This is a genomic window from Johannesbaptistia floridana (genome assembly GCF_057440575.1).
Genome location: NZ_JALKVM010000190.1, coordinates 1 through 16169 on the forward strand (window position 1 = coordinate 1; position 16169 = coordinate 16169).

Sequence of the window (16169 nt, forward strand, 5' to 3'; positions counted from 1 at the left end):
TTTTCTGTCTTATTTTGCTGTTTGAGTAAATTTGAGTAGATTTTTAGAAGCGGTGTAAAGAAGAATAACAATTTCTAATAATAAATAAAAACCCATGAGTAACCAGGTATTGGTAGTGCCGGGGTTCTGATTCCAAATCAAAGTAGCTGATGCAACACCACAGGTAAAGACAAAAATCCAGATAACAGGAATTAGCTTTTCAAAAGTTAACCAACTAGGACGGCGTAAATTGTTAAACCAATCCAGGTTATTATTAGCGAAACTACTGAAAACAAAGGCAAAAGCAAAAGCTACTAACCCAATAATTAACCAACTAGGTATCATGATGATAAATACTTGAGTTGAACAAGTATCATGATAATTTATTGTGCCTATAAATTTTTCTAGCTAAAGTCTAGTTAAATATTAGTTCATATTTCTTAAAATATATGCTATGCTAGAAAAAACCCTTAAGGATTTGTTGCAGTTGGGGAACCCAGCTATAGCAAAGTGTAGTTGGGTTAACTTGAAGAGAAATAAATAGCGCGATGGCGCTACAGGAAAACAAAAACATTGCTTATGGGCAAAAAACCAATCATTGCCATATCACACTTAGGGTGTGAAAAAAACCGTATAGATACAGAACACATGCTTGGACTATTAGTACAAGCAGGCTATGAAGTAGATGCTAATGAAGAGTTAGCAGATTATGTAATAGTGAATACATGCAGCTTTATAGAAGATGCGAGACAAGAATCAGTCAAAACATTAGTAGAGTTAGCAGAAGCAGATAAAAAGATAGTTATAGCTGGCTGCATGGCACAGCACTTTCAAAAAGACTTACTAGAAGAAATACCAGAGGCGAAAGCTATCATAGGTACAGGAGACTATCACAAGATAGTAGAAGTAGTAAGGGAAGTAGAAGCAGGGAAAACAGTAGAAGCAGTATCTCAAAAACCGGAATATATTGCCGACGAAAACCTGCCGAGGTATAGAACTACCACAGAAGCAGTAGCTTACTTAAGAATAGCAGAAGGATGTGACTATGGTTGCGCCTTTTGTATCATACCGAAGTTAAGAGGGGAACAAAGATCCCGGACAATAGAATCCATTGTGAAGGAAGCTAAAATGTTAGCAGACCAAGGAGTAAAAGAAATAATTCTGATCTCCCAAATCAGCACTAACTACGGCTTAGACATATATGGAGAACCAAAACTAGCAGAATTACTGCGAGAATTAGGGAAAGTAGATGTACCGTGGATTAGAATTCACTATGCCTATCCCACAGGCATAACTGATAAAGTAATTGCAGCAATTAAAGAAACACCGAATGTCTTGCCATATTTAGACCTACCCTTACAACATTCTCACGGAGAGATTTTAAAAAGTATGAATCGTCCGTGGCAAGGACAGGTAAATGATAAGATCATAGAAAAGTTAAAAAATGCTCTTCCGCAAGCTACCTTGAGAACCACATTTATAGTAGGATTTCCAGGGGAAGAGGAAAAACATTTTGACCACTTAGTAAAGTTTGTAGAGACTCATCAGTTTGACCATATAGGAGTGTTTAAATTCTCACCAGAAGCAGAAACACCAGCATATCATCTGCCAAACCAAGTTCCTGAAGCAATCAAAGAATTGCGGAGGGCAAAGTTAATGGAAGTACAACAACCGATAGCAGAGAGAAAAAACCAAGCCTGTATCGGCAAAACAGTTGAAGTCTTAATTGAACAAGAAAACCCCAACACAGGAGAATTGATTGGGCGTTCCAGTAGATTTGCTCCCGAAGTAGACGGATTAGTTTATGTTCAAACCACATCATCAACTAAAGTATCCCTCGGCAGCATGGCTAAAGTAGTCATCACCGATGCTGATATCTATGACCTGTATGGTGAAATATCTGGTGAAATATCTGGTGAAATGCCAGAGAATTAACCAAAAAGTTCACAAAAAAAAGGCTAAAGACATAGCTTTAGTAAAAACGAAAACAAAAAAACAAACATCAGTAAAAAAAACAAAATATAGTGATTATGACCATTGATTTCAAAAGTTTAGGATTATCCGAAACTCGCGTAGAACATTTATCTCAGCTAGGGTTTGAAGAACCAACAGAGATTCAAGCACAAGCAATACCTCAATTACTAGAAGGACGCGACGTAGTAGGTCAATCTCAAACAGGAACAGGAAAAACAGCAGCTTACTCTTTACCTCTATTAGAGCAGATTGAAGTATCTCAGTTAGCAGTTCAAGCATTGATATTAACACCAACGCGAGAATTAGCTCAACAAGTAACCCAGGCAATAGAAGATTTTCGGGTAGATAGAAAGATAAAAATCCTCACAGTATGTGGAGGACAATCAATAGAACGTCAAATACGCAGTCTAGAAAGAGGTATTCAGATAGTAGTAGGAACCCCAGGCCGCGTCATAGACTTGTTAGACCGCAAAAAGTTAAGATTAGACAAATTAAGCTGGATAGTCCTAGATGAAGCCGATGAAATGCTAAGTATGGGCTTCATTGATGATGTGAAAAAAATACTCAAACAAGCACCAGTAGAACGCCGGACAGCTTGCTTTAGTGCCACAATGCCTCCAGCAATTAAAGAGTTAATCAATAACTTTTTGCAATCACCAGTAACAGTAAAAGTGCAGGATCAAAAGGCAGCACCAAGTAAAATTGAACAACAGGTTTATTTAGTACCTCGGAGTTGGTCAAAAGTTCAAGTACTGCAACCAATTCTAGAATTAGAAAATCTAGAATCAGCGATTATATTTGTAAGAACGAAGAAGACAGCGGCAGAACTATGCCAAAAACTGCAAGAATCAGGACACAATGTTTATGAGTACCACGGAAACTTATCTCAAAGCCAAAGAGAACATCTAGTGCAACGCTTCCGGGATGGTAAAGTACGTCTGGTAGTAGCCACAGATATAGCCGCCAGAGGCTTAGATGTGGAAAACTTAACCCACGTGATTAACTATGACCTACCGGACAATACAGAGACATATATTCACCGGATAGGACGCACCGGAAGGGCAGGAAAATCAGGGAAAGCAATATCTCTAGTACAACCAATAGAGCGCCGTTTACTACGTTCGATAGAGAAGCGAGTGAGACAAAAACTACAGGTATGTGAAATACCTAGTAGGGCAGAAGTAGAAGCAAATCGGATCGAGAAATTACAAGAAGAGATCAAAGAAACTCTAGCAGGAGAAAGAATGGCCTCCTTCTTACCAATAGTGAGAGAATTAAGCCCAGAATACGATGCTCAGGCGATCGCGGCGGCAGCATTACAAATGATCTACGATCAAAACTGCCCAAACTGGCTAAAAACAGACTGGGAAGTACCTCAAAACAAAGCACCCAAACCAATTCTCAAAAACAAACCCCCAAAGTCAAGGTCAAATCAAGCTTCAGCACCACAACAATCGCGATAGATTGAGAAATAAGTCAATTGTTTAGTAAGAGGGATAACAGTCCCTCTTTATTTTATAATTGAAGTAAAGTAGACTTTCAAAACTGACGGGGTGACAACTTTCTTTAAAGTGAGGGTAGGTGTTAGGTTTGCTGGTGTCAGGTGGCGCGGTTTTTTAAAATAACTTTCAAGTTAAAATGGCACTGTAAGTGGGTCTTTTTATCTATTTTAAGAGAGTTTGACCGTTGTAACCAGTCTATAACAAGAAAAAATTTTTCTGACAAAACAACCTCTATAACTTAAATCGGCGTCTATATCCTAGCCACCCTGTCAGCTTTCAAAGACTAAATTTGAAGATATTAAAAGTAATTTAACTAATAATTATCGTGGTCATCAATTTACCTAACTTAACACAAAAAAATCAAACCTCTTGGCCAGGTTTGATAGAAAATTATCGCCCTTACCTCCCTGTCAGGGAAGATACCCCCGTAGTAACCCTTCTAGAAGGAAATACTCCCCTAATACCAGTACCAAGTATCGCTCGTGAAATAGGTCGTCAAGTAGAAGTATTTGTTAAATACGATGGTCTCAATCCCACAGGCTCATTTAAAGATAGAGGGATGACTATGGCCATAACCAAAGCCAAAGAAGCCGGAGCCAAAGCCGTAATCTGTGCAAGTACAGGCAATACTTCTGCGGCGGCGGCAGCCTATGCCAGTCGCGCCCGAATGCGTGCCCTGGTAATTATTCCTGATGGTTACGTAGCTTTAGGAAAATTAGCTCAAGCCCTCCTCTATGGTGCAGAAGTAATCGCCGTAGATGGGAATTTTGACCAAGCCTTAACAGTAGTTCGGGAAATGGCGGAAAAATACCCGGTAACTTTAGTAAATTCTCTTAATCCCTACCGTCTAGAAGGACAAAAAACCGCCGCCTTTGAAGTAGTAGATACCCTGGGAGATGCCCCAGACTGGTTATGTATACCCGTAGGTAATGCCGGAAATATTAGCGCCTATTGGATGGGCTTTTGTCAATATCACCAATTCCGCAAATGTCAAAAACTGCCAAAAATGATGGGATTTCAAGCCGCAGGCTCAGCTCCCTTCATAGCAGGAAAACCAATTGAATCTCCAGAAACTATCGCTACAGCTATTCGTATTGGTAACCCCGCTAATTGGGGAAAGGCGATCGCCACCCGGGATGCTTCCCAGGGAGAATTTCACGCCGTTACCGATGAAGAGATTTTAGAAGCCTATCGTCTTCTCGCTGCTAATGAAGGTATTTTTTGTGAGCCCGCTAGTGCCGCCTCGGTAGCAGGTTTACTCAAAGTTAAAGACACTGTACCAGCTAATAGTACCATAGTTTGTGTCCTTACAGGTAATGGCTTAAAAGACCCAGATAGTGCCATCAAACACAGCAACAACCAAGTAAAAGCAGGGATAACACCCGATGCCGATTCTGTGGCTACTGTGATTGGTTTAAGGGGAAATTAAGGCGAAATTAACCAGAAATTATTGCCCTTAAAAAAGCCTCATCAATTTCATAGCCAAACATCTGTAACATGGCTTTAACTCGGGAATTACTATTAATATCCCACTGTTTAAGCCAATCAATGAGAGTAAATGCCTTGTGCATGGTAAAAATCTCTAAAGCTTCGGGATTGTATTCTATGCCTTCATTGCGTTTAAACTGATGGGGGACTAACATACTAGCATAGCGTGCTAATTCTCCATTTTGCCAATTGAGCACAAAAGGTAACCAAGGGTAAGTAGCATCTAGTCTCACAAACCATAACCTGACTTCCGGTATCTCAGAAAGTTCTCGGGGATCGCTATCTTCTCGGGGATAATCAATCACGAAACTCATTTTTTGTTCAGCCGAGGCAATTTTTTTCTCTTGGAGTAAGGGTTCTATTTCTGAAGTTACTGGGGTTAAATCTAGGGTTTGTATATGTTTCAGGTTAACATTAACAGAAGATATCATAGTAAATATTTAAGATTGTGGACTAGTAGATTCGGAGATGCTTTGATTGAGCTTTTCTTGATCAAGTCGGCGCTTTTTCGCATAAAGTTGGATAGATGCCGCCATAGCAATTACTAAACCCACAATTAACCAGGTAGTGACATCTAGGGGTAAATTGTTTTTAAATGTTGCTAATAAAACAATTACTACTAACAAAACTGTCGGGGCTTCATTGAGGGCGCGAAATTGCTGTCCACTCCATTGACATTCCCCTGTCTCTAACCGTTTCATAATACGACCACAGTAAAAATGATAAGCTAACAATAACGCCACAAAAGTTAGTTTAATATGCAACCAACCTGACTTCATAATCTCTGGTTGTACAGCAATTAAACCAATCGCCATCGCTACTGTAACCACCATTCCTGGAGTAGTGATGATATTGTAGAGGCGTTTTTCCATTAACTGGTATTGATTCTTGAGAATGGTTTGTGCAGGCTCACTTTGTTGATTCGCTTCCGCATGATATACAAATAAACGCACTAAGTAAAATAATCCAGCAAACCAAACCACAATCCCAATTAGATGAAATGCTTTAAACCAATAATATGCCATAACTATTTGAACAACTTATTTTTTAACCTATCTATTATCTCATATTGAACTGCTAAATTTGGCGATCGCTCAACTTATCAACCAAAGCCATGAGCAAAGATCTTCCACCTTTAGCAAAAGCTACTGGTTGTGTTTGAGTAATGAGTAAGGAGTAAGGAGTTTTGAAGTAAGAAGTTTTGAAGTCTTGAAGTTTTGAAGTCTTGAAGTAATGAGTTAAAGAATTAATGCGATCGCCTTTAAAAATTGATTCTTGCCTGTTTGCCTATTTAGTACTTTTTTAGGAGTGCAAGATCTGAGTTTTAGGTAGAATGGTTTTAGATAAGGATTAACTTTGAGTGTAACTCATGAGTAATTATGGTAGAAGTAGCTTATATCAAAATTGGCCAACTAGCAAAGCAAACAGGTCTGAGTGTGGGGACAATTCGCTATTATAGTGACATAGGTGTACTGAATCCTGCCAAAATAGGTGATAATGGCTATCGTTACTATAGTAATCATGCTGTTTACCAAGTAGAATTTATCAAAAAAGCTCAAGCTTTGGGATTTAGTTTAGAAGAAATTAAACAAATTATACAAATTAGCGATCGCGGTGAACCACCCTGCAACTTAGTAAAAAACCTAGTGAATGATAAAATCAAGCAATTAGAAACTCAAATTGAACAAATGATTGCTTTTAAAGCTGAATTAGAAGAATATCAAAATATTTGGAGTGATAACTCTCCCACGGAATTCTCTTCTCAAGAAATTTGTCCTTTGATTTCTAGGGTGTCTTTATAAGTTCATAAAGATTAAAGCAATAATAAATTATTTTAGCTAAAACATTATATATCTTTTTCTACAAAACTTTTTAAATTAGCTAGTAAGAAATCCCAGGTACTTTCCATTGATAAATACATTTGTTCAGATTTGATATTCCTGTGTTCAACTTTTAAAATAGTAGTATTTGTTACGGGAGTAAGTGTATAACAAATCGTTAAATAATTAGATGGTATTCTTTCAGTACCGTGATTATCACTCCAATACCTATATTGAAATTTAGAATCAGGTTCTAGAATTTCAATGACGCCATAATCAATAAATTGTTGACCATTGTAAGTTCCTTTATAAAAAATTTCGCCACCAACTTTCCAGTTAGAGATAACCTCTTCTAGAGGAAAAAACTGAATAATTTGCTGAGAATCAGTTAAAGCCTCAAATAATACTTTAGCAGGCACATTGATGAGGATTTCTTTTTGAATTAAATAGATTTTCATGTTTCTTGAGAATTTTATTAAAATAGATAGTAATATTAAAGCTCATTTTTTAACTATGAATTTATCCTATGAACTTTCTTTTCCTTCATTTTACCAAAGAGAAAATATTACAAAGATTCGTCCGGTAAGTTATCGAGAAATTGCTCCCATTGCTGAAGAGTTCGCCAAACAGCATAATATACAACCTGCCATTCAAGATACCTATCGTATAGCCTTATTAGGAATTGACCAACAACTCACCTTTTGTCATCCAGATTTTGAATTATTTGTAGCTGGTCGCAGTGGTACAGGTGCCTTAGATGATATTCAGCGCACTTGTGAATTTATCTATCGCAATCTCGGGGTAATTACTAAACTGATATTTACTTTAGATACCCACAATACCTATCAAATATTTTTCCCCTCTGTATTAATAGATAGTAAGGGTAACCATCCAGATCCCAATGTGCCAACTATTGTTACCCATGAAGATGTTAAAACCCAACGTTGGCAAATTGATCCCGAAGCTGTCTATGCCTTAACTAATCAGACTGAGATGGTGGATAAACTGCAAAAATATTTAGAATATTATACAGCTCAGTTAGAAGCAAACGGCAGATTTTCTCTAACTATTTGGCCCTATCATTCTATGTTAGGGGGTATTGGTCATGCTTTGATGCCTTCTTTAGAAGAAGCTCGTTTTTTTCACTCTCTAACACGTAAAAATCAAGCCCATATAGAAATCAAGGGTAGTAATACGCTGACAGAATTTTACTCAGTTTATCAACCAGAAGTAGCCACAACTCCTGATGGAGAAATTATCTCAGGAAAAAACACCAAATTTCTAGAGTTACTCTTAGAGTATGATTTAATTATTGCCTGTGGAGAGGCGGCTAGTCATTGCTTTGCTTGGACTATTGAAGATATCTTAGAGGATATCAAAACTAAAGATCCTAGTTTAGCTAGTAAGTTTTATATTCTCTCGGACTGCATTTCTCCGGTAGTAGTGCCTGGAGTAGCAGACTATACAGACTCAGCCACAGCAGCGTTAGAACGTTTTGCTGATGCTGGTATGCACATAGTTAAATCAACCACTCCGATTAGAGAATGGCCTGGTGTTTACTCAGACTCTCGCATCTTTACCTAATGTTACTGGTTGTGGTTGAGTCTTGAAGTAAGGAGTAAGGAGTAATGAGTTAGGTTAAAAACGAGGTTTGTAGTTGGACTTTAGTCCAAAATCAAAAATGACTAAATCATATCAAGTTCGGGTGAATACTTACGATAAAAATGAGGTGAGGCAAGAGAGGCACCGAGGCAGGAGGCAGAAACTCAGACCCTCGCATCTTTTCCAAAAGTTACTGGTTGTGGTTGAGTTTTGAAGTCTTGAAGTAATAAGTTTTGAAGTCTTGAAGTAAGAAGTTAGGTTAAAAACGAGGTTTGTAGTTGGACTTTAGTCCAAAATCAAAAATGACTAAATCATATCAAGTTCGGGTGAATACTTACGATAAAAATGAGGTGAGGCAAGAGAGGCACCGAGGCAGGAGGCAGAAACTCAGACCCTCGCATCTTTTCCAAAAGTTACTGGTTGTGGTTGAGTTTTGAAGTCTTGAAGTAATAAGTTTTGAAGTCTTGAAGTAAGAAGTTAGGTTAAAAACGAGGTTTGTAGTTGGACTTTAGTCCAAAATCAAAAATGACTAAATCATCATCTACTCAATTAAAAATTGTCATTCAACAAGCAAATAACCTAGAATCCGCAGATAATTTGAGAATATATCTGTTTCTTTGTCAACACCTTTGTTACACTACCATCCCAATGAGTTAAAGAATTAATGCGATCGCGCTTAAAAATTGATTCTCTTAGAAGATCTAAAAAAACGCCAAAATAATGAGATTCCTCGATAGAGAGAGCGAAAATTTTCAATGAACCGGAGGCGCGTATTACAGGGAGCCAATTTACAGAGTGCCAATTTAGAAACTAGCTTACATATTTCTAATTATCACATATACAGTGACATGGTTGTTGAGTTCAAAGTAAGTATTTACGCTTGACATATTGTAGATTTGGCGATCGCTCGAATAAAGTTTAAATTATCATCTCCCAGAAGTTAAACATAGGAGCGATCGCTGTCAATTTATCTTAACGAGCGAGAAGACCCCAGCGCTGTTAAGCCTGGGGATGAATCGCTCTCCACTTTTCTAGATCTGTGCTATAATAGCTTAAGCTAAAGAATCAGCATAACTAAATGATTGTCTACGAGTTTCGCATAAAAGCAAATAAAGCTCAATATAAAGCAATTGACGAAGCTATTCGGATAGGTCAATTCATTCAAAATAAAGCGTTGCGCTATTGGATAGACAACGACAAAGTTAATAAATATGACCTAAACAAGCAATGTGCCATCTTAGCTAAAGAGTTTGATTTTGCTGATAAACTTAACTCAATGGCTAGACAATCAAGCGCTGAACGTGCATGGTCTGCTATATCCAAGTTTTACGACAATTGCAAAAAGAACGTAAAAGGTAAAAAAGGCTTTCCTCGGTTTAAGAAAAATTGCCGCTCTGTAGAGTATAAAACTACTGGTTGGAAATTAGATGAGAAAGCTAACCGCAAAGTAATAACCATAACTGATAAAACAGATATCGGTAGACTAAAACTAAAAGGTACTTATGACCTTTGCTTCTATGACGTAAAGGATATCAAGCGAGTACGGTTAGTGAGACGTGCTGACGGATACTACTGCCAGTTTGGCATATCTGTAGATGCTAGTGTTGAAGTACCAGTGACCAATAGCAATATTGGTTTAGATATGGGGTTAAATGACTTCTATACCGATTCTTACGGCAACAAAGTAGATAATCCTCGGTTCTATAGAAAAGGGGAAAAGAAACTTAATCGGTTGCAGAAAAAGGTAAGTAAAAAGTTTAAGAAAGGACAGAAGCAGTCTAACAACTATAAAAAAGCTAAACAGAAATTAGCTAAAGCACACTTAAAAGTAAGTAGGCAACGTAAAGACCATGCAGTAAAACTAGCAAGGTGCGTAATCCTCTCTAACGATGTGGTAGCCTATGAAGATTTAAAAGTGCGCAACATGGTTAAAAATCACAAGCTAGCCAAATCAATAAATGATGCTGGTTGGTATCAGTTTAGAGAATGGCTAGAATATTTTGGAGAAAAGTTTGGCAAAATAACAGTTGCTGTACCTCCACAATTTACAAGCCAAAACTGTTCTAATTGTGGTGAAAAAGTACAAAAGTCTCTATCTACTAGAACACATAAATGTCCACATTGTGGCTATGTTGCAGATAGAGATGAAAATGCAGCAATAAATATATTAAAGATCGGTCTAAGTACGGTAGGGCATACCGGATCTAAAGCTTGTGGAGACGAAACCTCTACTTTAGTTGATGAAAGTCAGCCAAAGCAAGTATCTTCTGTGAAGCAAGAATCCCCGCACGAAGCCTAGCGGAGTGCGTGGGAGTGTCAAATCGTGTTGAATTAGACGAGTTTAACGTATAATAGGGAAATCCCCAGGTTGTTTGACCTAGGGATGTTCATAAATATTTTCTAATGCAGACAGGGTCTGGTAAAAGTAATGAAAAATTAATAACTAAATTTCAGTGTTACATTTCAGGGGCTAAATCCATACTGTAAAGAACTTTTCCATAAAGATTACGCAAATCAACAGTCATTATTTGTGTCTCTCCATCGATTTTAACAGTACCAAAAAATTGTAGTTCTTCTGTTGGAGGACGATTTGCTGTCAGATCATCAGGAATAGAAAGGAATTTCACTTCTGGACCGAAAGTATTATCCAATTCCTTAGGTCCATAAGTTCCTGAATTAAGAGGTCCGGTGACAAATTCCCAAAAAGGTTTAAAGTCCTGAAACTGAGCTTTATTGGGGTTATAGTAATGGGCCGCTGCATAGTGAACATCTGCTGTTAACCACACTACATTCTTAATATTATTATCTTTGATATGGCGTAAAAGTTCTGCCATTTCTAACTCTCGACCTAAAGGAGGTCCTTCTCCATTAGCCATGTTTTCAAAAGCAGTGTCTCCATCTCGCACTATTAAACCAATGGGCATATCACTACCAATAATTTTCCAAGTAGCTTGAGATTTGCTTAATTTTTGTTTTAACCAAGCTACTTGTTCTTTACCTAAAAACTCAGTCATCTCGCTAGGAGTATTTTGGCGATTAGCATTATTTGGTCCTCGATACGTACGCATATCTAACATGAATATATCTAAATTTGGACCATAACCAAAGGAACGATAAATTAGCCCAGGATCTCCAGAAATATTCATGGGAGTATATTCCAAAAATGCTTGTTTAGCACGGGCTGCTAAAAGATCAACACTTTTGACTTGATAGCGATCATCGCTTAATAATTGTTCTGTAGGATACCAGTTATTAGTGGTTTCGTGGTCATCCCATTGTACAATTTGAGAAACTTCAGAGTTGAAACGGCGTACATGTTCATCCAGTAAGTTATAAACATAATTGCCTCTAAATTCCTGAAGTGTCTCCGCCACTTTTGATTTTTCTTCGGTAGTAATATTGCGCCAGATACTACCGTCTTCTAGAGTAACTTCACTTTCAATGGGATTATCAGCATAGATGTAGTCTCCACAATGAATGAAGAAATCAGGGTTGACTTGTCGCATGGCTTCGTAAATTTTCATCCCACCAAAATCTGGATTTATACCCCAACCTTGACCCGCTGTATCTCCAGACCAAGCAAAGTAGATATCTTCACCTTGCTGAGGTGCGGTTTTGAAACTACCTACTGTTGAATCTGAGAAGATATTTGTATCTGATAAATCTTGGAAACTGACCCGGTAGAAGATTTGTTGAGAAGGAGGTAAGTTCTTTAATTGTACTCTTGCAGTGAAATCACTTTTTTCTATTGCTACAGGACCAACGATTTTAGTCCCATTGCGGAAAGACGCATCTGTAGCATACTCAACGATCATCTTGGCAGGGCGATCGCTCTTACTCCAAATGATCGCGCTTTTTGTCTTTACATCCCCACTTGCTACACCTAGTGGTATTTGAGGGCGCATTTTTTCTGAGGTAATAATTGCTGGGGCTGATGACTGAGCTAAAGTAGATTTAGAGATTAAATTAGATCCCATTATGCTACTTGCTGTAATGGTTGAGTACAGAAGAAACCTACGACGATTTAGCATTGTTACAGAGAAAACCAAATTGGAAATTTTTTGAATTGTTTCAATGATAACTGATTTAAAAGAGTGTCTTCATCTGTATTATATAAATAAATTCTTATATTTGTATTGGCAAATTTGAAAGATGTGATACGCGCATCCGGTTATTAAATATCCTTGATAAAAAAGCAGGAAGCTTCTGAGCAGGGCGCAGGGTGAGACAAGCTTTCAGCGTTTCCCTGATGTAAAAAGATAAAGGGGTGAGGTAAACCGGATTTGGTATAAGATGTTAATTAAACAAATTAGAGAAATCAGCGATCGCACCCAGAACAACCCGGCAATTTTCATCAAAAATTACTCAGCGCACTGAGGGTAGTCAATAAATATTAGTTTCTTATACAATGTTACTTAATTACTGATAGTGAGTAATTAATCATAGTTTTCATTGAGGAAAAATGACTACACCATCATCTACTCAATTAAAAATTGTCATCCAAGAAGCAAATAACCCAGAGACATCACCAGTGCGTCTCCAAGAAATTTATCGAAGTTATACTCAAACAGAAGTTAGAAGTGCCCTAGTTGCTAATCCTAATACACCCCCAGATATTTTATGGGAGTTAGGGAAAGATTTTCCTAGGGAATTATTGAATAATACTGTATTTGATTTAATGCTCTTAGCAAATCCTAATTTACTGGCAGATATGCCCAGGGAAACTTTGATTAGCATGATCAGTTTACCAGATATTGAGAAATCTTTGGTTATTTTTGCTCTAAATCATTGTAGAACAATAGATGTATTTGAAGCTGTTATTGTTAATCTTAATCATACTCAAATATGGAATAACTGGCGACAAGATAATCAAAATGTGAAAATTAATTTACAGTGGACCCATTTACAGGGTGCCAATTTACAGGGTGCCAATTTAAAGGGTGCCCATTTACAGAGTGCCAAATTACGGGGTGCCCATTTACAGGGTGCCCTTTTACAGGAAGCCAAATTACGGGGTGCCCATTTACAAAATGCCCATTTACAGGGTGCCAATTTACAAAATGCCCATTTACAAAATGCCTTTTTACAGGGTGCCAATTTACAAAATGCCAATTTAGAAGGTGCCAATTTAGAAGGTGCCAATTTACAAAATGCTGACTTAAGGTATGCCAATTTACAGGGTGCCAATTTACAGGGTGCCAAATTAGAAGGTGCCAACTTACAGGATGCCACTTGAATTATATCTTCACGCACTTTTCGGCTAACTTCTCCCCATCCCTTAGCAAGATCTAAGTTGTTGGGTTATCTCCCTGCCCAACCTACTGGATACCTTCTTACTCATTACTTCAAAACTCGTTACTCATTACTCATTGTGTTGGGTTATCTCCCTGCCCAACCTACTGGCTTCAAATTTTATTACTATAAGACTTCAAGACTTCAAGACTTCAAGATTCATCCACCACAAGTAAATGAGTGATAAAGATGCAAGATCTAAGTTGTTGGGTTATCTCCCTGCCCAACCTACTGGCTTCTATACTTCAAAACTCATTACTCATTACTCATTACTTCAAAACTCATTACTCATTACTCATTACTCATTATTAATCCCCAACCAGTAACATTAGGTAAAGATGCGAGGGTCTGAGTTATAGCCTCTAGGAGTAATTAGACGATTATTTTGAATATAGCTACTGGAATTGCCAATAATTACAGTAGTCAGCATATCAATGGGATGGGTAAGCATTTCAGCTAAAGTAGTAAGTTTTACCTCTTCTTCCTGGCGATAGGCGGCACGCACAATCGCTACCGGGATATTAGGTTGACGATGTTGTAAAAATATAGTTTGAGCAGTAACAATTTGTTGGGTGCGTGTTTGGGAGCGAGGATTATAGATGATGGTAACAAAATCTGCCTTCGCTGCTGCAATTAATCTCTGTTGAATTACCTCCCAGGGAGTTAGTAAATCACTAAGACTAATGGTGCAAAAATCGTGCATGAGGGGGGCACCTACCCGGGAGGATGCAGCTTGTAAGGCACTTACACCGGGAAAAACTTCTACTTCTATATCTTTTTTTTCTCCCAATTCCTCTAAAACTAACCCTGCCATACCATAAATGCCACAATCTCCAGAAGAGACAACCGCCACAGTTAAACCCCACTTAGCTAGAGAAATCCCTCGAATAGCACGAGCTTTTTCTTGAGTTATCGGCAGAGATTCGACAATTTGTTCTACCCGGAGTAGAGGTTTAATTAAATCGATATATAGTTTATAGCCAATTACAGCATCAGCAGCGGTAATGGCAGCTTTAGCAGCACTGGTCATTTGACTAAGGGCGCCCGGACCTGTGCCTACTAGGTATAATTTCCCAGGACGACCAATATATTCTTGGTCTGAAAGGGCGATCGCCACGGTCATCTTTTCTAAAACCTGTTTGGTTACCAACAACTCAGTCTGACTTGCTGCTAACAAGGCGGCAGCTTCAGCTACACTAGGAGTGCCTACAGCAGATTCTACTACTTGAGAAGGATTAGGCACAACTACTTGACTCAATTCTTGAGCGCTGAAAGTTACTAAGGGTAAATTTCTCTCCTGAGTAACGGCTATTAAACCAGTTTCATCAGCTTTTAAATCAATGGTAGCTATTCCGGCGATCGCCTGTGGAGATAAATGGGCTTTCTCACACACTTGGTTAATCCCCTGAGAAATTAATTCTTTACTTATACCTCTTTCGCAACCAATCCCTAACCATAACACTCGCGGATGCCATTGCACTTTGGCTACTTGGGTATTTGGTGCAAAACGTCTTTGGGTGGCACTAATCCAGATACGCCCTGAAGGAGAAACTGTTTCCCCGGTAAAATCAAAAGGATGGTTTGAGGGTAAATTCTCCTGCCACAGGGTAGATCCCACTTCTTGAAAAACTTGTATTTTATCTCCTTTAGTAACAGCGGCACTTACTGCGGTCCAATCTCCTGTGCCTTTGCGCCAACCGTAGGGAAATCCTAGAGTATCTATAGCAGGTAAGTTAGCAGTAGCCGACGCACCAGTTAAGATGGGGGTAGCGTCTAGTATTTGGGCCAGAATTTGGGTTAACTTGTCGGCGCTTCGTTGATGTCCACCACAGAGACTAATTACAAACTTTCCGGCACCATCTACTACTATGATCCCGGGATCTGTGGATTTATGGGTTAATAATGGGGCAATGAGACGCACTACCGCACCTGTGGCTAAAGAGAAGATGATCGCCTTTTGAGTGCCCCATAACTGTTTTAAATGCTCTTTCAGGGAATCTTCTGGGGTTTGCGGTATCCATAAATCTATGCTAGTTTCCTCACATAACTTTTTTAAGGTTGCTATTCCTTGAGGGCTAGTGGCGATCGCGCTTATTGGTTCAAATTCTGATAATAATTTTTGGCTCATCTTGAAAAAAAGCTAGTACTTATGTACTAAAATAGAAGAAGATAACTAGAAACAATACTATACTATGACTCAACACTACGTTTTAACCATTAATCCCGAAGCTAAGTACGAATGGGAACAATGTGTACTCAGAAATCCCCTTAGTGGAAAAAGTCCAGATTTAAATGAAATAATTGCCGAAGAAGTTAATCAGCAACCAGGTTCATATTTAATCTCCGTTAAAATTGAAGTAGAAGTATTAGAACAAGTCCCCTTAACTTCTATGAACAAAACTCCTGTGGAATTATCCCGAGAAAAACATTTACGCCAATACAAAGCATCTTAACAATAAGTATTAGTAGGGTGTGTTAGGGCGAAGCCCGTAACGCACCTAGATGAGTTTTG

At 38.3% G+C, this 16169-nt stretch carries 14 protein-coding genes and 1 pseudogene; 9 read left to right on the forward strand and 6 right to left on the reverse strand.

Annotated features, from left to right (window positions below; all coding sequences use genetic code 11):
* Positions 1-9: 9 nt before the first annotated feature.
* Positions 10-324 (reverse strand): tryptophan-rich sensory protein, encoded by a 315-nt coding sequence (locus tag MW688_RS12760; protein WP_486736389.1) that lies wholly within the window; start codon positions 322-324, stop codon positions 10-12.
* A 234-nt stretch (positions 325-558) separates the two neighbouring features.
* Here MW688_RS12760 and rimO point away from each other — a divergent pair, with 234 nt between their 5' ends.
* The 3 genes from rimO to thrC all read left to right on the forward strand — a co-directional run bounded on the left by rimO (position 559) and on the right by thrC (position 4884).
* Positions 559-1914, forward strand: a complete 1356-nt coding sequence (gene rimO, locus MW688_RS12765) for a 30S ribosomal protein S12 methylthiotransferase RimO (RefSeq protein WP_486736390.1) — start codon at positions 559-561, stop codon at positions 1912-1914.
* A 95-nt stretch (positions 1915-2009) separates the two neighbouring features.
* Positions 2010-3416 carry a DEAD/DEAH box helicase gene (locus tag MW688_RS12770; protein ID WP_486736391.1) on the forward strand — a complete coding sequence of 469 codons (1407 nt, stop codon included), beginning with the start codon at positions 2010-2012 and terminating at the stop codon, positions 3414-3416.
* A gap of 355 nt (positions 3417-3771) precedes the next feature.
* Positions 3772-4884, forward strand: a complete 1113-nt coding sequence (thrC, locus tag MW688_RS12775; protein ID WP_486736401.1) for a threonine synthase — start codon at positions 3772-3774, stop codon at positions 4882-4884.
* Positions 4885-4891: 7 nt separating this feature from the next.
* Here thrC and MW688_RS12780 read toward each other — a convergent pair whose 3' ends face one another.
* On the reverse strand, positions 4892-5374 hold the full coding sequence (locus MW688_RS12780; protein WP_486736392.1) for a CRR6 family NdhI maturation factor: 483 nt from the start codon (positions 5372-5374) through the stop codon (positions 4892-4894).
* A 9-nt stretch (positions 5375-5383) separates the two neighbouring features.
* On the reverse strand, positions 5384-5968 hold the full coding sequence (gene hemJ / locus MW688_RS12785) for a protoporphyrinogen oxidase HemJ (RefSeq protein WP_486736393.1): 585 nt from the start codon (positions 5966-5968) through the stop codon (positions 5384-5386).
* A 354-nt stretch (positions 5969-6322) separates the two neighbouring features.
* Between hemJ and MW688_RS12790 the strand changes: the two genes are divergently transcribed.
* Complete coding sequence (locus MW688_RS12790) at positions 6323-6745, forward strand: heavy metal-responsive transcriptional regulator (protein WP_486736394.1); 423 nt, start codon at positions 6323-6325, stop codon at positions 6743-6745.
* A gap of 44 nt (positions 6746-6789) precedes the next feature.
* On the opposite strand, the gene MW688_RS12795 is transcribed toward MW688_RS12790, so the two are convergent.
* Entirely contained in the window at positions 6790-7221 is a 432-nt protein-coding gene (locus MW688_RS12795) for an SRPBCC family protein (RefSeq protein WP_486736395.1), read from the reverse strand.
* Between MW688_RS12795 and MW688_RS12800 the strand changes: the two genes are divergently transcribed.
* Together MW688_RS12800 and MW688_RS12805 are read left to right on the forward strand one after the other, a co-directional pair.
* The gene (locus MW688_RS12800) at positions 7220-8347 is read left to right on the forward strand and encodes an isochorismatase (protein ID WP_486736396.1); all 1128 of its coding nucleotides are present in this window, start codon (positions 7220-7222) and stop codon (positions 8345-8347) included. The two genes, MW688_RS12795 and MW688_RS12800, sit on opposite strands and share 2 nt — an antisense overlap.
* Positions 8348-9443: 1096 nt before the next feature.
* Positions 9444-10664 carry an RNA-guided endonuclease InsQ/TnpB family protein gene (locus tag MW688_RS12805; protein WP_486736397.1) on the forward strand — a complete coding sequence of 407 codons (1221 nt, stop codon included), beginning with the start codon at positions 9444-9446 and terminating at the stop codon, positions 10662-10664.
* Between the two features lie 157 nt (positions 10665-10821).
* Here MW688_RS12805 and MW688_RS12810 read toward each other — a convergent pair whose 3' ends face one another.
* Positions 10822-12342, reverse strand: a complete 1521-nt coding sequence (locus MW688_RS12810; RefSeq protein ID WP_486736398.1) for an alkaline phosphatase D family protein — start codon at positions 12340-12342, stop codon at positions 10822-10824.
* Positions 12343-13100: 758 nt separating this feature from the next.
* Here MW688_RS12810 and MW688_RS12815 point away from each other — a divergent pair.
* On the forward strand, positions 13101-13601 hold the full coding sequence (locus tag MW688_RS12815; protein ID WP_486736402.1) for a pentapeptide repeat-containing protein: 501 nt from the start codon (positions 13101-13103) through the stop codon (positions 13599-13601).
* A pseudogene (locus MW688_RS12820) lies at positions 13565-13657 on the forward strand (hypothetical protein); the annotation flags it as partial. The gene MW688_RS12815 and the pseudogene MW688_RS12820, both read left to right, overlap by 37 nt.
* A gap of 328 nt (positions 13658-13985) precedes the next feature.
* Here the strand turns inward: MW688_RS12820 and cobJ are convergent.
* On the reverse strand, positions 13986-15785 hold the full coding sequence (gene cobJ / locus MW688_RS12825) for a precorrin-3B C(17)-methyltransferase (RefSeq protein ID WP_486736399.1): 1800 nt from the start codon (positions 15783-15785) through the stop codon (positions 13986-13988).
* A gap of 64 nt (positions 15786-15849) precedes the next feature.
* Between cobJ and MW688_RS12830 the strand changes: the two genes are divergently transcribed.
* Positions 15850-16110 carry a hypothetical protein gene (locus MW688_RS12830; protein WP_486736400.1) on the forward strand — a complete coding sequence of 87 codons (261 nt, stop codon included), beginning with the start codon at positions 15850-15852 and terminating at the stop codon, positions 16108-16110.
* The last annotated feature ends 59 nt before the right edge of the window (positions 16111-16169 follow it).

Bases quoted from the DNA above. Each gene is read 5' to 3' on its own strand.
- MW688_RS12815 (WP_486736402.1), top strand. From the start codon at position 13,101: ATGATCAGTTTACCAGATATTGAGAAATCTTTGGTTATTTTTGCTCTA.
- cobJ (WP_486736399.1), bottom strand. From the start codon at position 15,785: ATGAGCCAAAAATTATTATCAGAATTTGAACCAATAAGCGCGATCGCC.
- MW688_RS12760 (WP_486736389.1), bottom strand. From the start codon at position 324: ATGATACCTAGTTGGTTAATTATTGGGTTAGTAGCTTTTGCTTTTGCC.
- MW688_RS12830 (WP_486736400.1), top strand. From the start codon at position 15,850: ATGACTCAACACTACGTTTTAACCATTAATCCCGAAGCTAAGTACGAA.
- MW688_RS12790 (WP_486736394.1), top strand. From the start codon at position 6,323: ATGGTAGAAGTAGCTTATATCAAAATTGGCCAACTAGCAAAGCAAACA.
- hemJ (WP_486736393.1), bottom strand. From the start codon at position 5,968: ATGGCATATTATTGGTTTAAAGCATTTCATCTAATTGGGATTGTGGTT.
- rimO (WP_486736390.1), top strand. From the start codon at position 559: ATGGGCAAAAAACCAATCATTGCCATATCACACTTAGGGTGTGAAAAA.
- MW688_RS12810 (WP_486736398.1), bottom strand. From the start codon at position 12,342: ATGGGATCTAATTTAATCTCTAAATCTACTTTAGCTCAGTCATCAGCC.
- MW688_RS12800 (WP_486736396.1), top strand. From the start codon at position 7,220: ATGTTTCTTGAGAATTTTATTAAAATAGATAGTAATATTAAAGCTCAT.
- MW688_RS12795 (WP_486736395.1), bottom strand. From the start codon at position 7,221: ATGAAAATCTATTTAATTCAAAAAGAAATCCTCATCAATGTGCCTGCT.
- MW688_RS12780 (WP_486736392.1), bottom strand. From the start codon at position 5,374: ATGATATCTTCTGTTAATGTTAACCTGAAACATATACAAACCCTAGAT.
- MW688_RS12805 (WP_486736397.1), top strand. From the start codon at position 9,444: ATGATTGTCTACGAGTTTCGCATAAAAGCAAATAAAGCTCAATATAAA.
- MW688_RS12770 (WP_486736391.1), top strand. From the start codon at position 2,010: ATGACCATTGATTTCAAAAGTTTAGGATTATCCGAAACTCGCGTAGAA.